15 protein-coding genes and 1 pseudogene are annotated in these 16,533 nt (G+C 71.5%); 5 read left to right on the top strand and 11 right to left on the bottom strand.

Annotated features, from left to right (window positions below):
• Positions 1-19: 19 nt before the first annotated feature.
• The 4 genes and pseudogenes from OG352_RS38900 to OG352_RS38885 all read right to left on the bottom strand — a co-directional run bounded on the left by OG352_RS38900 (position 20) and on the right by OG352_RS38885 (position 3,108).
• Positions 20-877 (bottom strand): hypothetical protein, encoded by an 858-nt coding sequence (locus OG352_RS38900; RefSeq protein WP_329223449.1) that lies wholly within the window; start codon positions 875-877, stop codon positions 20-22.
• 37 nt (positions 878-914) lie between these two features.
• Positions 915-1,715: pseudogene (locus tag OG352_RS38895) on the bottom strand (MFS transporter); the annotation flags it as partial.
• 18 nt (positions 1,716-1,733) lie between these two features.
• A complete protein-coding gene (locus OG352_RS38890) occupies positions 1,734-2,561 on the bottom strand; it encodes an alpha/beta fold hydrolase (protein ID WP_329223446.1) in 828 nt (275 codons plus the stop codon).
• Positions 2,562-2,649: 88 nt separating this feature from the next.
• A complete protein-coding gene (locus OG352_RS38885) occupies positions 2,650-3,108 on the bottom strand; it encodes a cupin domain-containing protein (protein ID WP_329223445.1) in 459 nt (152 codons plus the stop codon).
• Between the two features lie 157 nt (positions 3,109-3,265).
• Here OG352_RS38885 and OG352_RS38880 point away from each other — a divergent pair, with 157 nt between their 5' ends.
• From OG352_RS38880 to OG352_RS38865, 3 genes are all read left to right on the top strand, one after another.
• Positions 3,266-3,871 (top strand): TetR/AcrR family transcriptional regulator, encoded by a 606-nt coding sequence (locus OG352_RS38880; protein WP_329223444.1) that lies wholly within the window; start codon positions 3,266-3,268, stop codon positions 3,869-3,871.
• A gap of 476 nt (positions 3,872-4,347) precedes the next feature.
• Positions 4,348-6,639 (top strand): LuxR C-terminal-related transcriptional regulator, encoded by a 2,292-nt coding sequence (locus OG352_RS38870; RefSeq protein WP_329223443.1) that lies wholly within the window; start codon positions 4,348-4,350, stop codon positions 6,637-6,639.
• Between the two features lie 253 nt (positions 6,640-6,892).
• The gene (locus tag OG352_RS38865; RefSeq protein ID WP_329223441.1) at positions 6,893-7,363 is read left to right on the top strand and encodes a GNAT family N-acetyltransferase; all 471 of its coding nucleotides are present in this window, start codon (positions 6,893-6,895) and stop codon (positions 7,361-7,363) included.
• A gap of 87 nt (positions 7,364-7,450) precedes the next feature.
• On the opposite strand, the gene OG352_RS38860 is transcribed toward OG352_RS38865, so the two are convergent.
• Positions 7,451-8,629 (bottom strand): MFS transporter, encoded by a 1,179-nt coding sequence (locus OG352_RS38860; RefSeq protein WP_329224160.1) that lies wholly within the window; start codon positions 8,627-8,629, stop codon positions 7,451-7,453.
• 401 nt (positions 8,630-9,030) lie between these two features.
• A complete protein-coding gene (locus OG352_RS38855; protein ID WP_329223440.1) occupies positions 9,031-9,201 on the bottom strand; it encodes a hypothetical protein in 171 nt (56 codons plus the stop codon).
• Positions 9,202-9,272: 71 nt separating this feature from the next.
• On the opposite strand from OG352_RS38855, the gene OG352_RS38850 reads away from it, so the two are divergent.
• Positions 9,273-9,740 (top strand): BlaI/MecI/CopY family transcriptional regulator, encoded by a 468-nt coding sequence (locus OG352_RS38850; protein ID WP_329223438.1) that lies wholly within the window; start codon positions 9,273-9,275, stop codon positions 9,738-9,740.
• Positions 9,741-9,924: 184 nt separating this feature from the next.
• Here the strand turns inward: OG352_RS38850 and OG352_RS38845 are convergent, their stop codons facing one another.
• From OG352_RS38845 to OG352_RS38835, 3 genes are all read right to left on the bottom strand, one after another.
• On the bottom strand, positions 9,925-10,569 hold the full coding sequence (locus OG352_RS38845; protein WP_329223437.1) for a ScbR family autoregulator-binding transcription factor: 645 nt from the start codon (positions 10,567-10,569) through the stop codon (positions 9,925-9,927).
• Between the two features lie 219 nt (positions 10,570-10,788).
• Positions 10,789-12,036, bottom strand: coding sequence for a cytochrome P450 family protein (locus OG352_RS38840; protein ID WP_329223435.1), 1,248 nt, complete (start codon positions 12,034-12,036; stop codon positions 10,789-10,791).
• Between the two features lie 231 nt (positions 12,037-12,267).
• Positions 12,268-12,951, bottom strand: a complete 684-nt coding sequence (locus OG352_RS38835; RefSeq protein ID WP_329223434.1) for a ScbR family autoregulator-binding transcription factor — start codon at positions 12,949-12,951, stop codon at positions 12,268-12,270.
• A 383-nt stretch (positions 12,952-13,334) separates the two neighbouring features.
• Between OG352_RS38835 and OG352_RS38830 the strand changes: the two genes are divergently transcribed.
• On the top strand, positions 13,335-15,233 hold the full coding sequence (locus OG352_RS38830) for an acyl-CoA dehydrogenase family protein (protein ID WP_329223432.1): 1,899 nt from the start codon (positions 13,335-13,337) through the stop codon (positions 15,231-15,233).
• A 39-nt stretch (positions 15,234-15,272) separates the two neighbouring features.
• Here the strand turns inward: OG352_RS38830 and OG352_RS38825 are convergent, their stop codons facing one another.
• Together OG352_RS38825 and OG352_RS38820 are read right to left on the bottom strand one after the other, a co-directional pair.
• Positions 15,273-15,593, bottom strand: a complete 321-nt coding sequence (locus tag OG352_RS38825) for a DUF6191 domain-containing protein (protein WP_329223430.1) — start codon at positions 15,591-15,593, stop codon at positions 15,273-15,275.
• 76 nt (positions 15,594-15,669) lie between these two features.
• Complete coding sequence (locus OG352_RS38820) at positions 15,670-16,497, bottom strand: SAM-dependent methyltransferase (RefSeq protein WP_329223429.1); 828 nt, start codon at positions 16,495-16,497, stop codon at positions 15,670-15,672.
• Positions 16,498-16,533: the final 36 nt, after the last annotated feature.

The raw sequence follows: 16,533 nt of genomic DNA, 5'->3' as shown, positions 1-16,533 counted from the left end.
CGTCGGCCCCGCGTCGGCGTCAGGGCTGGTGGGTGACGCTCACCTGCACGGTCAGTGCGCCCTCGTTGTCCTGGACGCAGCTCTCGGAGGCGTCGTTGATGGCCAGTTGCAGGGTGCCCTTCCCGGCCGCCTGGAAGGTCAGCTTCTGCCCGACGGCGCGGACGGCGGCGTCCTGCCCTCCGGTGAGGCGTGCCAGCAGGGTGCCGAACGGCGCCGCGGGCTTGATCTTGCAGTCCTTCGCCCCGTCCAGCGACCGGTCCGTGGCCGCGTCGTAGCCGGCCGGCCCGGTCATGGGTTTGCTGCGGTGGTCGACCGTCCACTCGCCGGATACGAACCGCACGGTGACCCGGTCGCCCTTCCGCACGGAGACTCCGGTCACCGCCTGCCAGCCGGTCGTCGACTCGACGACCTTGCTGACGGTCGCCGTCTTCGCCTTCTTCGCCTTCTCCTTCAACGGCAGCACCCCGGTGAGGAACAGACCGCCGGCGACGCCCGCCGCCAGCACCGCCGTACCGGCCAGCGCCCACCACAGCCGCCGCTTGGTGCTCTTCGGGCGGGGCGGCTGCCCGGGCGGCGGGGGCGTGAGTGACGTGGTGTGCCGGGCCGTCGTCGGCACGGACTCCCAGGCGGCCGGGACGGGTCGCTGTTGGCCGCTGGTCACGGTGTCCGCGTCGGTCCACGCGGCCGACGGCCTCGGCACGCGCTCGGTCGGGGACGGCAGTGGCCCGGCGTCCGCCTCCCCCGCCACGACGCGCCGCAGCGCGGAACGCGCGCCGGCCGCCGAGGGGCGCTCTTCGGGGGACTTGCGCAGCAGTGCCTCGACGACCGGGCGCAGCGGGCCGAGTCCCTGCGACAGATGGGGTTCCTCGTAGACCACCGCGTGCAGTGTCGCGGGCCGGGCCGGTCTGCGGAACGCTGAAGGGCGCGCTGCGGAAGAGGCGCGGTTCGATCAGCGGTTGGTCGCGTCTCGTCTCGTAGGGGACGAAGGCGGCGGACGCGCCCGCCGCGGTGATCAGACAGGCCACGATGACGGGTGAGGTCCAACCCCGGCCCGGCGCCTCGATGATGGCGTACGTCAGCGTGCCGAGCGCGGTGATCACGAGGAGTTGGCCGACCGGGTCCACCCTGCGGGGCCGTGGCGCGCGGGACTCCGGGACGAAGAGGGCGGCGAGCGGCAGCGCGGCCAGGCCGATCGGCACGTTCAGCCAGAACACCGACCGCCACCCGGCCGTCTGGACCAGGACGCCGCCGAGGATCGGCCCGGCCGCCATGCTGACGCCCACCACCCCGCCCCACACGCCGATGGCCCGTGCCCGCTCCCTCGGCTGCGGGAAGGCGTCGGCGATGACGGCCATGGCGACCGGGGTGAGCATGCAGCCGCCCACCGCCTGCGCCATGCGGAAGACGATCAGCCGGTACAGCGAGGGCGCCAGACTGCACAGCGCCGATCCGCCGGTGAACAGCGCGAGCCCGAGGAGGAAGACGCGCCGCCGCCCGACCCGGTCGGCCGTGGAGCCGGCCAGGATGAGCAGCGAGGCCAGCACGATGGTGTAAGCGTCGAGCGTCCACTGCAGGCCCGACACGGAGCTGTGCAGGTCCTCCTGTATCGACGGCAGGGCGACATTGAGGATGGTGGTGTCGAGGCTGACCAGCAGCACGCTCATACAGCAGACGGCGAGGATCAACGAGGGTCTGCTGCGGTCGGGTTGGGACATCGGCCGCCCTTGTGCTCATCAGTGCTGCGGCAGGTCGGTGGCGTGGGCGTCGGCGAAGTCCCAGAGCACCGGGAGGAGTTGCTCGGGCGTCTCGGCCTGGGGCATGTGACCGGTGCCCTCCAGCAGCAGGAACTCCGCGCCGGGGATGGCCTGTGCGTAGGCGCGTCCGTAGTCGGCGTCCACGACCTGGTCGCTCGCGCCCCACGCGACCAGGGTCGGGTGGGCGACCTTGGCGAGGCGCTCGGTCAGGGTGGGGTCGGCCATGTCGTGCGGGCCCGAATAGACCTGCAGGGTGGCCCGGTTGGCTGCCATGACGGCGCGTTGCGCGTCGGTCAGCTTGCCGGGGTCGAAGCGGAACTTCGAGGGGTCGTGGAAGGAGAGGCGGGAGAGTTCGACGGGCGTCAGGGAGAAGGTCTCGGCTATCGGGTGGCCGGCGACGGAGAGGCCGACGGCGTTGACGAGGGTGACGCTGCTGATCCGGTCACTGCCCAGAGCCGCCAGTTCGGCGGCGGTCCAGCCGCCGATCGAGTTGCCGACGACGGCGACGTCCCGCAGGTCGAGCGCGTCGAGCAGCTCCGCGTAGACCTGGGCGAGGGTCGTGACGTCGGTCAGCCACTCGGGGCGGTCGGTGCCGTCGAAGCCGGGGTGGACGGGGGCGAACACCCTGGCCGGCCGCTGCGCGGCGAGGAACCCGGCGAACGGGGTGACGGTCTGCGGGCCGCCGCCACCGTGCAGGAGCAGGAAGGGGTGGCCGGCCTGTCCGGAGTGGCCTTCCTGCCCGTAGAGGTCGACGGCGACGTCGACGGTGCCCTGGGCGAGCGTGAGGGTGTGAGTGCTGCGAGTCATTCGGTGCTCCTCAAACGGGCTGTATCGAGCTGGAGTCAAGCTGGATCAAGGGGAGAGTCGGGGTGAGCCCGGGCGAGTCGGGGTGCCGTCACGCGAAGTCGGTCGCGGGGACCGTGGCGTAGCGGCTCATGACCTCGACGGTCGACTCGGGGGTCAGTTCCCGACCGCCCGCGATCATGTTCCGCAGGTCGCGGAAGTACTGCACGTACAGGTCGGGCGTGAAGGTGTTGAGCATCACCGCGGGCGTGTCGCCGAGGTTGGCGAAGGTGTGCGGGGCGCCGGGCGGAATCATGGCGAGCGTGCCGGCCGGGGCCACGTGGGTCGTCTCCCCGATGGTGAAGTGGATGGTGCCGGAGACGACGTAGAAGCCCTCGTCGTGCTCGGCGTGGCGGTGCTGCGGCGGACCCTGCGTGTGCGGGGCGATGGTGATCTCGCCGATGCCGAGGCGGTGCCCGGTGGTACTGCCGTCCTCGAGGATCCGCATTTGCGTGGGGCCGAGCTGGATCGTCTCGCCGTCGCCCGGGCCGACCACGGAAACCTTGCCCATCGTTCCTCCTGCAGTCCTTCGTGAGAGCTGACTCTCAGGAGAGTACGGAAGCGAGGTTCCGTAATGCAAGTGAACTCTCATAACGAGAGGTAAATGCTAGGATGTGAGTGGATCGGCAGAAGGACAGAGCAGAAGAACGGAAGGGTGGAGTCCGGCGATGACGGCGCAGGCGGGAACGGGCCGCACCAACCAGAAGCAGCGCACGCGGACGGCGATCGTGGCCGCCGCCCGGGAACTCATCGGCACCGGAGCCGAGGTGACCATGCCGGCGATCGCCCGTGCGGCCCTGGTCTCCGAGGCCACCGCCTACCGGTACTTCCCCGACCTGCCGTCACTGATCAGCGAGGCCCTGGCCGGCGTCTGGCCGCCCCCGGCCGAGGCACTCGGGCCGGTCGCGGACTCCGCCGACCCCGTCGAACGCATCGCCTTCGCCTGCGAGTTCCTGCTCCGCGGCGTACTCGCGCGGCAGGGCTCGGTCCGCGCGATGATCGCCGCCACCGTCACCCGGCCCGGGGCCGCGAGCGCGCGCCCCGGAATCCGTTTCGGACTGATCGACCACGCACTCCGGCCCCTCGAACGCACCCTCGGGGCGACCGATCCGGAAGCGTTCGCCCAGCTCAAGCGGGACCTCGCGGTGGTCGTCAGCGCCGATGCGCTCTTCACCCTCACCGATCAGTGCGGCCTCGACCCCGACGCGGCCATCAACAGCGCCGTACGAACCGCGACCACCCTGACCGAGGCCGCGGTGCGCCCGCTCACGTAGCCACAGTGCCCGGCCCCGTCCAGTCGGGCGGGCGGCGGGGGCCTGGCCGGCCGGCGTACCCGGCACCGGGTGGCGACGATCCAAGGCCGCGGAAACCGCTCGGCACCGACAACCGGGCGTGCTCCTTGCGCAACAGTGCGTCAGCGGGCTGCGTTGCCCAGGGCAACCAGGCGGCGAGGTCGCCGAGCCGCCGCACCTGGTCGTCCTGGCCACGCGCGCCGGGCCTCACAGGGCGATCGGCCAGGTCGGGATGCCGGCAGGGACGCTGGTCGTACGGATGATCCCGGGCCGGCACCACGGTGACATCGGCCACCTCGCTCTCTGTGCGGGGCCGTGCGGACCGGCCCCTCGGCCGTCCCCGCGAGTGAGGTGAAACGTTACGCTGGACACTGGTAGACCGGTTCACGCATCTTTGGGTAGGTTTCCGGAACCACGAGCGGCCCGGTCCGGTGCGGCAGTGGGAGGTGAGGGGGAACGTGACCAGCCTGATTCCGGAGACGGGGAACCTTCCCGCGGCCTTCACCACGTTCGTGGGCAGGCGGCACGACATCGCCGAGGTCCGCCGCGTCCTCGGCTCGGCACGGCTGCTGACGCTCACCGGGGTCGGCGGCGTGGGCAAGACGCGGCTGGCGCTCGAAGCGGCCGCCGCGTCCAGGAAAGCCTTCCCGGACGGGACGTGGCTGGTCGACCTGGCATCGGTGCGGGACCCGTCGTCGGTGGCGAGCGCGGCCGCGACCGCCGTGGGGATCATGGATCTGGGCGTCAGGCCCACCCTGGACCAGCTCGCGGCGCATCTCGCCGGGCGCCGGGCGCTGATCCTGCTGGACAACTGCGAGCACCTGATCGAGGCCTGCGCCGAACTGGCGGGGACGCTGCTGTCGGCCGGCCCCGAGCTGCACATTCTGGCGACGAGCCGCCAGACGCTGGGCATCGCGGGTGAGCACGTCATCACCGTGGCGCCCCTGTCGGTGCCGGACGAGGCGGTGGAACTCCTGCGGGACCGGGCCACCGCCCTGCGGCCCGGGTTCCGGATCACCGACGCGAACTGGAACGCGGTCGTCCGGCTGTGCGACGGTCTGGACGGGCTGCCCCTGGCCATCGAGCTGGCTGCCTCCCGGCTGCGTACGCTCACCGTCGAACAGACGGTGGACCGGCTGGAGGACCGCTTCACGCTGCTCACCGGGGGCAGCCGGACCGCGCGGCCGCACCAGCGCACGCTGCGCGCGCTGATCGACTGGAGTTACGAGCTGTGCGGCCCCGCCGAGCGGCTGCTGTGGAACCGGCTGTCGGTCTTCACCGGAAGTTTCAGCCTGGACGCGGCCGAAGACATCTGCGCCGGAGAAGGCGTCCCCCGGCACGAGGTGCTGGACCTCCTCGACCGGCTGGTCACCCAGTCCGTGGTCCTGACCACCGAGTACGAGGGCCTTCCCCGCTACCGGCTGCTGGAGACCATCCGCCAGTACGGCCGGGAACGGCTCACCGAGTCCGGCGAGGAAACGCACCTGCTGCGCCGGCAGCGCGACTTCTACGTCGCCCTCGCGCAGCGCAGCGCCGATCACTGGTACGGCCCCGGCCAGGAGGACGCCCTGAAGCGTCTGCGCGCCGAGCACGCCAATCTGCTGGCGGCACTGGACTGCGGCGCCGACCCGCAGGTCACGCTCGCGCTGGCGACGGCGCTGCGCTTCCACTGGTGTGCGGGCGGTTTCCTCGGCGAGGGGCGCCGCTGGCTCGACCGGGCGCTCACGGCCGCCCCGGAGCCCACCGTGGCCCGGGCCCGGGCGCTGTGGGTCGCCGCCTGGGTGGCGCTGCTCCAAGGCGATCATTCGACGGCCGACGAGCGGCTGGACGAAGCCGGGGAACTGGGCGAGCAGGTGGACGATCCGGAGGTGATCGCGTACGTCACCGGCTTCCGCGGCACATCGGCGTTGTTCCGGGGGCGGATCGAGGAGGCCGTGTCCCTGTTCCAGCGCGTGATCGCCACGCACCCGGCGGGCGCCGACGAAGCCTCAGTGGTCTTCGTGCTGTTCCAGTTGGCCGCCGCCCAGACCCACATCGGGGACCCGCGCGCGGCGGAGACCGGCGAGCGAGCGGTCGTCATAGCGGCGGCGCACGGGGACAGATGGGGCCGTACGCACGCGCTGTGGGCACTCGGCTACGACGCCTGGGCGCGCGGCGACCTGGAGGCCAGCATGGCGCTGACCCGGGCCGGGCTCGAGATCGAGCGCGGCTTCAACGACCACATCGCCACCTCGCTGATGCTGGAGGTGCTCGCCTGGGCGACCGCCTCCAGCGGCGACTACGAGCGGGCGGGACGGCTGCTGGGAGCCGTGCGCTGCCTGTGGCAGAACATCGGCACCAGCATCTCCGCGTTCGGCCCCCGGTTGTCCGAGTACCACGTGCTCTGCGAGCAGTCGGTCGCACAGGCGCTGGGCCCGGCAGCGTACGAGCGGGCGCTCGTGGTCGGTGGCAGCCACGACAGCCCCGGCCAGGCCATCGACTTCGCCCTGAACACCGACCCCGGCACCGGCACCGGCACCCGCCCCGAACCGGCTGCCCCGGTCACCACCCCGAGCCCGCTGACCCGACGTGAGCGGGACGTGGCCGCGCTGGTGGCCAAGGGCATGAGCAACCGTCAGATCGCCGCGGCGCTCGTCCTCTCCCAGCGCACGGTGGACGGCCATGTCGAGAACATCCGGGCCAAGCTCGGCTTCCGCTCCCGGGCCCAGATCGCGGGCTGGTGGGCGGAGAACCAACCGCCCATGCCGTAAACCCGCATAAAATCCCGTGACGGAGTGCAGGACCGCGTGGTGGTGGAGACCGACGCCCCGGCCTCGGTCACCGATCCGCTGCTGACCGAGTACTCGAACAAGGTCGTGATCACCGCCCCGCCCGCGCCGCTCTTCACGGACGGCCTCGACAACACCGACAACCAGGCAGCGTCCACAACGGAACACCGGCAAGGGGCCCGGGCTCACCCCGGCCCCTACCCGTGCTCCGGCCGTCCGACGGTGCAGACCTGGCATGATCGTCATCGTGGGCGTACACATCGCACCGGCCCAGGTGGCCGACTTCCACCAGGTCCTCACCGATCACCCCCGCTACTGGGGCGAACGCGATCTTCGGGCGTTGCATCTTCTGGCGCTGGTGCAGGAGTTCGGTCCGACCTGTCTGGTGGCCCGAGCCGAGGACGGGATCCGTGGCTACGTCTTCGGGTTCGTCACCCCGGAGGGCATCGGGTACGTGCATCTGATCGCCACCCGGAACGACGCCCGTGGCACCGGTCTCGGCCGGCGGCTGTACGCGGCGTTCGCCGCGGCAGCCGAACGTCATGGTGGTGCACGGCAGTTGAAGGCGATCACGTCGATCGAGAACACCGGCTCGGTCGCCTTCCATCGCAGCCTCGGCTTCGACGTGAAGATCGTCGACGACTACAACGGCCCCGGCCGGGCCATGGCCGTCTTCCACCGGGATCTTCCGCTCGACGTCCCGTGATGCCGACCGGGCCGGGTGAGGAACGGGCGACAACCCGGGCCTCATCACGGGCCGTGCTGCCGTGTGTTCGGGTCGGCCACGCCGTTCTCAGGAACCGCGTACCTGGGAGTCCGGAGCCCCCTCAGCCCTCAAGCCACCGCCACGGGCAGTTCGGCCTCGTCGTCCGGGCAGCAGTCGCCCGCCGAGCAGTACGGCGTAGGCGCCGGCGGTCAGCAGGCCGCCGGCGAGGAAGGTGCTCCGGACGTCGGCGAGGGCCAGGATCAGTCCGCCGAGCGCGGCGCCGGCCGCGATGCCGGCGTTGTACAGACCGGAGTTGGCCGCGAGGGCCATGTCCGTGCGGCCCGGTGCGCAACGCAGCATCTCGTTCTGGGTGGTCATGAACACCGGCCCGACCGCACCGCCCATCAGTACCAGGAACCCCACCGCCGCCACGGGGTCGGTTCCGGCCGCGTACAGGCCGAGCATGCCTGCCGCCTGGGTGACCACGGCAGCGGTCAGCGCGGACTGCGGATGGCGGTCCAGCAGTGCCCCGGTGATGGTCACCCCGGCCACACACGCGACGCCGAAGGCCACGAACAGGGCACTGATGGTGCTGCGGGCGAAGCCGCTGACGTCGACCAGGAAGGTCACCATGTAGGTGTATCCCGCGAACGCCCCGGCGGCGGACAGGGCCCCGGCCGCCAGCACGGTTCCGAACCGGCGGGGGTCGGGGCTGGTTCCGTAGGCGGCGCGCTCTTCGTCCGGACGTGAGGTCGGGAGCAGTACGGCGACCGTCACCAGCGAGAGGAGTCCCAGGGCCGCCAGTACGGCGACGGGCACCCGCCAGTCGCTCTGCTGGCCCAGCCAGGTCCCGGCGGGAGCGCCGAGTACGAGGGCGAGCGAACCGGCGACGGACAGCGCCCCGACCACGCGCCCTCGGACCTCGGGCGCGAACAGGCCCACCGCGACCGGCCCCATGACGGCCCAGAACAGCGCCTGGGCGAGCGCGGTCAGCAACCGCGCCGCGAGGAGCAGGCCGTACGACGTGGCCAGCGCCGCCATCAGACTGGACGCGACGAGCGCGGCCAGCACTCCCGTGAGGACATGGCGCCGGGGCGCGGCCCGCGTGAGGTGGGCGAGCGGCAGAGACGCGACGGCCACGGTCACGCCGTAACCGGTGAGCAGGAGACCGACCGCCGGCACCGACACCCGCAGGCTCTCGGAGATGAGCTCCAGCAGGCCGACCGGCAGGTTCTCCGCCGTGTTGAAGGTGAACGCGGCCAGCATCAGGGCCACGAGCACCGCCACCCTGCGCCATGAAGCCGGCGGTGACGTCGTGCCCGTACGGTCGCTGCCCGTGCCCGTCCGTCGCGCCTGCTCCATGGCACCGTCCATGGAGCAACCTCACCGGGCTCGCCGCCCCGCCGCAACCGAATTCATCCGCGACTGCGCCGGGCGGCCGCCCCGGCTCGATCGTGAGCGTGTCCGCGAGCCGGAGCAACGACCCGCCGCCGGTCCTCTCCTGCCCACCGGACACGCCCCGGCTCGATCGTGAGCGTGTCCGCGAGCCGGAGCAACGACCCGCCGCCGGTCTTCTCCTGCCCACCGGACCGCACGGGTCCGGGACGAAGCCGACGCGACACGCATCGCGGTTGTGCGACGCCTCCGCCAGGAACCCTGACGTGCCGCTAGGACCCCTGGCGCGCCGCCTGCTGGAGTGCCCGGTCGAGGGCCGGTTCGCCCTGGCCGAGGCGATCCCGCCGGAGCGGACCGCCGCCGGCGATCCGGGTGTACGCCGTCGAGGCGTCTCCGGGCAAGACGGCGAATATCGCACCGGCCACCGTGCGGGCTACAGTCATGGTGACTACAACCCCGTAGACGGTTTACTGCTTCGCAGACGAAGACGAAAAGAGCGCCGAGGAGCGTTTCCATGGCAGAGGGACCCGGAGAGCGGTCGGGCGGCGGGCGGGCGGAGCGTCGGCCCGCGGGTGAGCTGGAAGCGAGTGTCCTGGCCGCGCTCTGGGCCGCAGACGCGCCCCTCACTCCGGTCGCGGTGCAGGGTGCGCTGGGCGGGGGCCTGGCTCGCACGACGGTGACGACGATCCTGACGCGTCTGCATGCCAAGGGCACGGTCACCCGCGTCTTCGCGGGCCGTGGCTATGCCTACGCCCCGGCCCAGGACCCGCCCGGTCTGACGGCCCGTCGCATGCACGCCGAGCTGGACAAGGACGCGAACCGCGGAACGGTCCTGGCCCGCTTCGTCTCCGGTCTCGGCCCCGAGGACGAGGAGCTGCTGCGAGCTCTGCTCGACGACGGCCAGCCCAGACGGATCCCGGAGCCACTCCGTGATCTACGCCGTGTGGATTCCGCCGGTTGCGCACCGCCCGGCGGCAGATGAGCGGACGGCCGGGCGCCGGTGACCTCCGGGTACGGCAGGACGAGCGCCCGCGCCACACACAGGCATCGAAATCACCCAAGGGGAACAACGGCGACAAGGGGAAGCGGTGCACGGGCGCCCAGGCAACATCGGCTGACCGTTCACCGGCCTAGCGACCTACCGGCGTTCGGGTGTTACGGCGTTCTTATTCCGCCTGTTCGTCCACGGCCGCCGTGCGGATCTCCGACAGGAGCAACGCCGGGTCGGGGATCGGCTCGGCCGCCAGTCTCGGCAGGACGAAGGTCCATAACTGCGTCATGCGCTCCACCGAGAGCCACTCGCGGTCCGCCGCGCCCAGCACCTCGAATCCGGCCGTCGCGGCCACGATCACGGTAGTCGCCGCGTCGACCGAGACGTCCTGCGCGAGCTCCCCCTCGCGCTGCGCCTGTACGACGAGATCGTGCACCCACACCTGCCACCAGCGCAGTATCTGCACCCCGTTCTTGCGGGACGGGTCGCCACTCAGCCGGAAGCCCGCCCTGATCACGGGATCGGCGACCACCGCCAGCAGCAGGCTGCTCGCCATGTGCACGAGTGACTGGAGCAGCGTGTCCGCCCCGCTGCGGCAGCCCTCCGCCAGTTCCTCCACGGAGTCCGCCGCCGCCCTCTCCACCGCACCGGCGAGGTCGTCCTTGCTGGCGAAGTGGAAGTGCAGGGCCCCGGTGCTCACACCGGCCCGTGCGCTGATGGCGGGCAGGGACGCCCTGGCGTAGCCCTCGGCGGCGAACACCTCGGCCGCCGCACGGACGAGGGACTGGCGTGTGCGCACCGCCCGTGCCTGTCTGACCATCGTGGTTTCCTCCCCCACCCGGCCTGGACGGACCACGCGAGGCCACGCCCCGCGCCCCGCCGAAACGTGGAGAGCATCCCACCAGGAACACCCTGCGGTAAACCGCGCGTTCGGTATCTTTGGCGCGGCCGACGCCCAGCAACGCCAGGGGCGAGGGCCGAAATCCTCTCCGGCGGGGGAGGGGGACGGGAGGGGAGACACGTCCCCCTGGTCACCTGGTCAGACGTGTGCGGGGGCGAGCAGCACGGGCAGCGAGCGGTAGCTGTTCATCAGGAAGCTGGGCAGCGGCTGGAGTTCCGTCGGCTCGCAGGCGAGTTCCATCCGGGGGAAGCGTTCGAAGAGCGCGGCGAAGGCGCTCTCCGCCTCCACCCCGGCGAGCGGGGCTCCCATGCAGCGGTGCGGTCCGTGGCCGAAGCCGAGGCTGTCGCGGTCCGTGCGCAGTACGTCGAACCGGTCGGCGTGCGGTCCGTAGCGCTCGGGGTCCCGGCCGCCTGCGGCGAAGGAGACGAGGATGGCCTCGCCCTTGCGGATCAGCACGCCGTCCAGGTCGATGTCCTCGACGGCGAACCGCATCGGCGAGTACGCCCCGGGGGTGTGCACCCGCATCGCCTCGGCTGCCACGTCGTGCCAGGTCGCCCGGCCCGCCCGCACGTGCTCCAACTGCTCGGGCCACCGCAGCAGCGCCCCGACCGCGTTGGTGATCAGGGCGGCGGTGGTGTCCTGCCCCCCGGCGATCATGAGGAAGAGGGTGCCCAGCAGTTCTTCCTCGCTGAGCCGGTCGTCCTGGTCGCGTGCCTCGATCAGCAACGACGTCAGATCGTCGCCGGGTTCGGCCCGTTTGGCCTTCACCAGCTCCGACAGCAAGGCGAAGGCCTCCAGCCGTGCCGCCTCGATCTCCTGCCCGCTGATCGTCGTACCGAACACCTTGTGCAGCGCCGCGCACAGGGCGTCGGTGGCCTCGCCCTGCGCCACCCCGAAGAGTTCACAGATCACGCGCATGGGCAGCAGCTCGGCGTACGTGGCGCGCAGGTCGATCGGCGCACCCGGGTCGGCCGCCGCGAGCCCGTCGGCCAGCCCGTCGACGAGTTCGCCCGCGAGTTGCGCTACCCGCGGCCGCATCGCCTCCGAGCGCCGCGCGGTGAACGCCCCCGCCACCAGGCGGCGCAGCCGGGTGTGCGAGGCACCGTAGGCGAACAGCATGTTCTCGTTCGCCACCCACGGATACAGCGGCCACTCCTCGGTGATTCTCCCCTCGATGAACTCGGGCCAGTGGCGGCGCGCGTCCTTCGACACCCGGGAATCGGTCAGCAGCCGCTCCACGTACTGCTGCCGCACCACCGCCCAGGCCACCACACCGCCCGGCAACTCCACCTGGACAGCCGGTCCTTGAGCTCGCAGCATCGCCGCCTCCGCGGCGAGATCGCGCCCCGTCACGTCCAGGGTGTAAGGGCAGGCAGTCGTATCCATCGTCGTACTCCCCGAGTTCGTCCTACACACATCGGCCTGTGCGCTCGCCCGGGAGAGAGGGGCTTCTCCCCGCCCTCCCGCCGGGAACGCACGACGACGTCCCGAACGACCGTTCACCCCACACCACTCCCCCGGCCGCCCCGCACCCAACCACCGCCTCACCACCACAGGACGCCGGCCACCGCAGGACGCCGGTCCGCCACGCGACGACCGGTCCCGCCCGTGCGGCGGTCACCCGGCCGCTTGTGTCTCGTCCTCTCCCCAACTGGCCTTCATGGCCTCCTCGTAGACCCTGGCCCCCCGGTCCGCGGCCGTGTCGAGTTGCAGCAGCACCGCCGGCACCGCGACGCCGGCCATCAGGTGCCGCTGGAGGTCCGCCACCCGCTCCGGCAGATCCGCGTGACCCGTCATGATCTTGGACAGCACCTGCACGCCCGTGAACGCCCCCACGAACATGCGGGCGGCGGCGGCCACGTCGACATGCGGGAGCAGTTCGCCCTTCGCCTTCGCCCGTCCCAGCACGTCGGCGTTGTGCGCGATCCACCCGCTCATCGGCAGCCGCCGGTCCAGCTTGTCGCTGGGCACGCCTTGGTCCACCGTCAGCCGGATGCTTCCCTGGACCAGCGGATCGCCCACGGACAGCAGATGGGCCAGCACGAACGCCTCGTCCAGTCCCTGCTGGAGCAGCAACTCCCTTACCGGCACGGGCGGAACGGCCTCCAGCTGACTGGCCAGCACCGCCTGCGCGAGCTCCTCCTTGGAGGAGAAATGGAAGTAGAGGGCCCCCTTGGTCACCCCGGCCCGGGACAGGATCTCCGCGATCGTCGCCGCCTCGTATCCGACTTCCGCGAACACCGCCGCGGCCGCGACGAGGACTGCCCGCCTCGTCCGTACGGCCCGTTCCTGCAGCGCCACGCCCCCACCTCCGAGGTAGCTCCCCGTGATTCCGGCTCCGGAAAATATACCGGGAGGTCTGTCTCCTGCCACCTCCCGGGCACCACCGCCCCCACCTGGCCGCCCGCCGCCCTCCCGGCGTTTCCGTCGGCACTCACGAGCGGCAGAGCCCGGAATACCGGATGGAGTTCCCCTGCCACCTCCCGTCTTCCTCCCGGCCACCGGCCGCACCGGGCGCATCGTCCCTGCTCTCGTGGCACAGGGACCCCTCAAAACCCGCCAGCGGCGCGACCGTGGTTTGCCGATTTCTGACTTGATAAGAAAACCGGAAGGTCCGTATCTTCTGGCTCACTGCACATCCAGACTTCCAGCTTCCGGATCTGCGACAACGGGGGGAGAGGGTCATGGCCCTTCTGGCATTCCACAGCGGAGAGCGCCCCAGGGGGGCGCAGCGGGCCGATCACGTACCGGGCCAGTCGTCCCGGCCGGACCCGGCCACTCCCGGTCCGCCGCCCGACGACTCGGTGCGGGCCGACGCCGTGACCGCCCGCGAACTGACGCGGCTGCTGTTCGACCAGGACGGTGAGCGGGAACGGGTCCACGCGCCATGGCGTCGGCTGATCGGCCGGGGCACCTTCCGTCATCAGCCCGACCTGAGCCCCGAGCAGCGTGCCGCCCAGGCTTACGCCCGGTTGCGCCTGGTCAACGGCGCCCTCGACGACCCCGAGTCCCTCGCCACCGACCCTGCCCTCCTCACCGGCCTGCACGAATGGGCCGCGATCGTCGACGGGGGCGGCGGGCTGACCACCGTGGCCAGCATCCACTACAACCTGTTCCTCGGCAGTCTCCTCGACCACGACGACAACGCCCCGAGAGACCTCACCGAGTTCACCTCGCTCCGACGCATCGGCACCTTCCTGTGCACCGAGGTCGACCACGGCAACGACGCCCCCGCGCTGGAGACCACCGCCCACCTCGACCCCGAGACCGGCGGCTTCGTCCTCCACACGCCCCACCCCGGCGCGGCCAAGTTCATGCCCAACACCAGCACCCTCGGCGGCCCCAAGTCCGCCGTCGTCGCCGCCCGGCTCCTCATCGACGGCCGCGATCAGGGCGTCTTCCTCTTCCTGACGCCTCTCACCGACCACGACGGGCCCTTGCCGCACATCAGCGTCACGCCTCTCCCGCTCCGCCCGAACGCCCCCGTCGACCACTGCCTCACCTCGTTCGACCGTCTCCCCCTCCCCCGTCGGGCGCTCCTCCAGGGCGAGCACGGGCGGCTGAACCCCGACAACACCCTCACCAGCGTCCTCGGCAACCGCCGTAAGCGCTTCCTGACGTCCATCGCCCGGGTCACCGCCGGCAAACTCTGCATGAGCGCGGCGGCGATCGGCGCGTCACGGGCCGCTCTCGCGATCGCCGTCCGGTACGGCGACCAGCGCCATGTCAGCGGATCCCGGCCCGGTCAGCGCGTCCCCGTCAACACCCATCGCACCCACCACAGCAGGCTCCTCGAGGCCGTCGCCACGACCTATGCCATGACCGTGCTCCACCGCTCCCTCACCACCGAGTGGAGCCGCCACACCGCCGACGACCGCGACGACGTCGAACGCCTCATCGCCCTCACCAAGGCCTGGATCACCTGGCAGGCCCGCTCGATCACCCTCGAAGCGCGGGAACGCTGCGGTGCGCAGGGTCTGCTGCCCGCCAACCTGCTCGCCGGGTTTCCCGAGTACGTCGAAGGGACCATCACCGCCGAGGGCGACAACCTCCTCATCAGCACCAAGGCGGCCGCCGAACTCCTCCACCACCCACCGGCCGCGCCCCTCGCCGACCCCGGCCCGCCCGACCTCACCAGCCCCCGCCACCTCCGCGACCTCCTGGCCCACACCGAGCACGCCTTCCACACCCAGGCCCGCGACGCCCTCCGCAACGGCCCCTCCCGCGACCCCCAGGCCCGCTGGAACACGGCGTCCACGCCCGCTCTCCAGAGGGCCCGCGCCCACACCATCGTCCGTGCGGCCGACGCCCTGCTGGCGACCCTCGCCCGCACCAGCCATCAGCCCACGCACCGACTCCTCACCGAACTCACCACCCTCTACCTCCTCACCCAACTCACCCCCCACACCGGCACCCTCCTCGCCGACAACCACATCACCCCCGACGACGTCCGCCAGTTCCCCGCCGCCATCGACGCCCTCACCCACAGCCTCCACCCCCACCTCACCACTCTCACCGACGCGTTCGACCTCCCGCCCGAATACCTCGACTCCCTTCCCCTGATACAGAGCAGCGGCTCGTGACGGAGCGAGGGGACGCCGCACTGGTCTGCCTCGGCCCCGCTACCGCCCGGTCCGAGGCAGCCGGATGACCGCGATGCCGCCCTCCAGGTCCACCGTCGTCCGGTGGGGCGGTGCGCCGTCTTCCTCGTCGTCGCGCATCAGCAGGGCGGACTGGCGTTCCTTGAGTTCGCTCTGTTTGCCCGGGGAGAACGTCGCGTGGAGTTGCTCGAAGCCGGTCGCCGATATCTGGCCCTGTCGGGCGCTGTTGCGCCAGGGCAGCAGTCCGGCCCGGCCGACGCGGAGGAACAACTGGTCGGCGAAGGCCACGGCGGTGAGGAGGATGACGAGCCCGGGCAAGGTCATGAAGACGGCGAATCCCATGCGCCCAGTATCCGGGCCGGGGTGCGGGGGCACCAGGATCGGGCCCCGGTGATCCGGGGCCCGGCGGCGACTGCGGCTACGGCTTGCGGCCCACGCCGCCGTAGGCGTCGACGGTGGCGGTGAAGTTGGCCGGATCCTCGGGGTTCGGGCGCCACTTCGTCACCTGGACGATCCCCGGTTCCACCAGTTCCAGCCCGTCGAAGAAGCCGCCGATCTCGTCGACGCCGCGCACGTAGTAGGGCACGGCGCCGCTCGCGTTGTACGCGTTCGACGCGGCGATCATGCCCTCGCTGGTGGCCGTGCTGTCGCTGATCACCAGGTGGCTTCCGGAGGGCAGCCCCGCCATGAGTCGCCGGACCAGGTCGCGCCCCTGCTCGTAGTCGGCGACGTGGCCCAGCGTGTTGAGGATCATCAGGGCGACCGGCCGGGAGAAGTCGAGGGTGCCCTCGGCGGCTTTCAGTACGGCTTCCGGGTCGTAGAGGTTCGCGTCCAGATAGGCGGTCCTGCCTTCCGGCGTGCTCGTCAGGAGGGCGTTCGCATGGGCGAGGACGACGGGGTCGTTGTCGACGTAGACGATCCGGGCGTCCGGGGCGACGCGCTGGGCCACTTCGTGGGTGTTGTCGGCGGTGGGCAGACCGGTGCCGACGTCCAGGAACTGACGGATGCCCACCTCGCCGGCCAGATGGCGCACCGCGCGCCCCAGGAAGTGCCGGCTGGTGACCGCGACGTCGACCAGGCCGGGGAAGATCTCCTTGATGTGGTCGCCTATCTCCCGGTCGACCTCGTAGTTGTCCTTGCCGCCGACGAAGTAGTTCCAGAACCGGGCCGAGTGCGGCTTGGACGTGTCGATCCGGCCGGGTGTTGTTCCGGCGCTCTCGGCGGTCTGGGGGGTGGAGTCGGACACAGCAAGGCCTCCTGCACGGGTACGTTGATGATCAGT

Origin of the sequence: Streptomyces sp. NBC_01485, assembly GCF_036227125.1 — a bacterium.
Taxonomy (GTDB): Bacteria; Actinomycetota; Actinomycetes; order Streptomycetales; family Streptomycetaceae; genus Streptomyces.
This window is presented reverse-complemented; position numbering and strand designations above follow the sequence as displayed.

Coding starts and splice junctions, on each gene's coding strand:
- OG352_RS38880 (WP_329223444.1), top strand. CDS start 3,266: ATGACGGCGCAGGCGGGAACGGGCCGCACCAACCAGAAGCAGCGCACG.
- OG352_RS38830 (WP_329223432.1), top strand. CDS start 13,335: ATGGCCCTTCTGGCATTCCACAGCGGAGAGCGCCCCAGGGGGGCGCAG.
- OG352_RS38865 (WP_329223441.1), top strand. CDS start 6,893: ATGATCGTCATCGTGGGCGTACACATCGCACCGGCCCAGGTGGCCGAC.
- OG352_RS38890 (WP_329223446.1), bottom strand. CDS start 2,561: ATGACTCGCAGCACTCACACCCTCACGCTCGCCCAGGGCACCGTCGAC.
- OG352_RS38855 (WP_329223440.1), bottom strand. CDS start 9,201: ATGACTGTAGCCCGCACGGTGGCCGGTGCGATATTCGCCGTCTTGCCC.
- OG352_RS38825 (WP_329223430.1), bottom strand. CDS start 15,593: ATGGGATTCGCCGTCTTCATGACCTTGCCCGGGCTCGTCATCCTCCTC.
- OG352_RS38840 (WP_329223435.1), bottom strand. CDS start 12,036: ATGGATACGACTGCCTGCCCTTACACCCTGGACGTGACGGGGCGCGAT.
- OG352_RS38885 (WP_329223445.1), bottom strand. CDS start 3,108: ATGGGCAAGGTTTCCGTGGTCGGCCCGGGCGACGGCGAGACGATCCAG.
- OG352_RS38845 (WP_329223437.1), bottom strand. CDS start 10,569: ATGGTCAGACAGGCACGGGCGGTGCGCACACGCCAGTCCCTCGTCCGT.
- OG352_RS38860 (WP_329224160.1), bottom strand. CDS start 8,629: ATGCTGGCCGCGTTCACCTTCAACACGGCGGAGAACCTGCCGGTCGGC.
- OG352_RS38850 (WP_329223438.1), top strand. CDS start 9,273: ATGGCAGAGGGACCCGGAGAGCGGTCGGGCGGCGGGCGGGCGGAGCGT.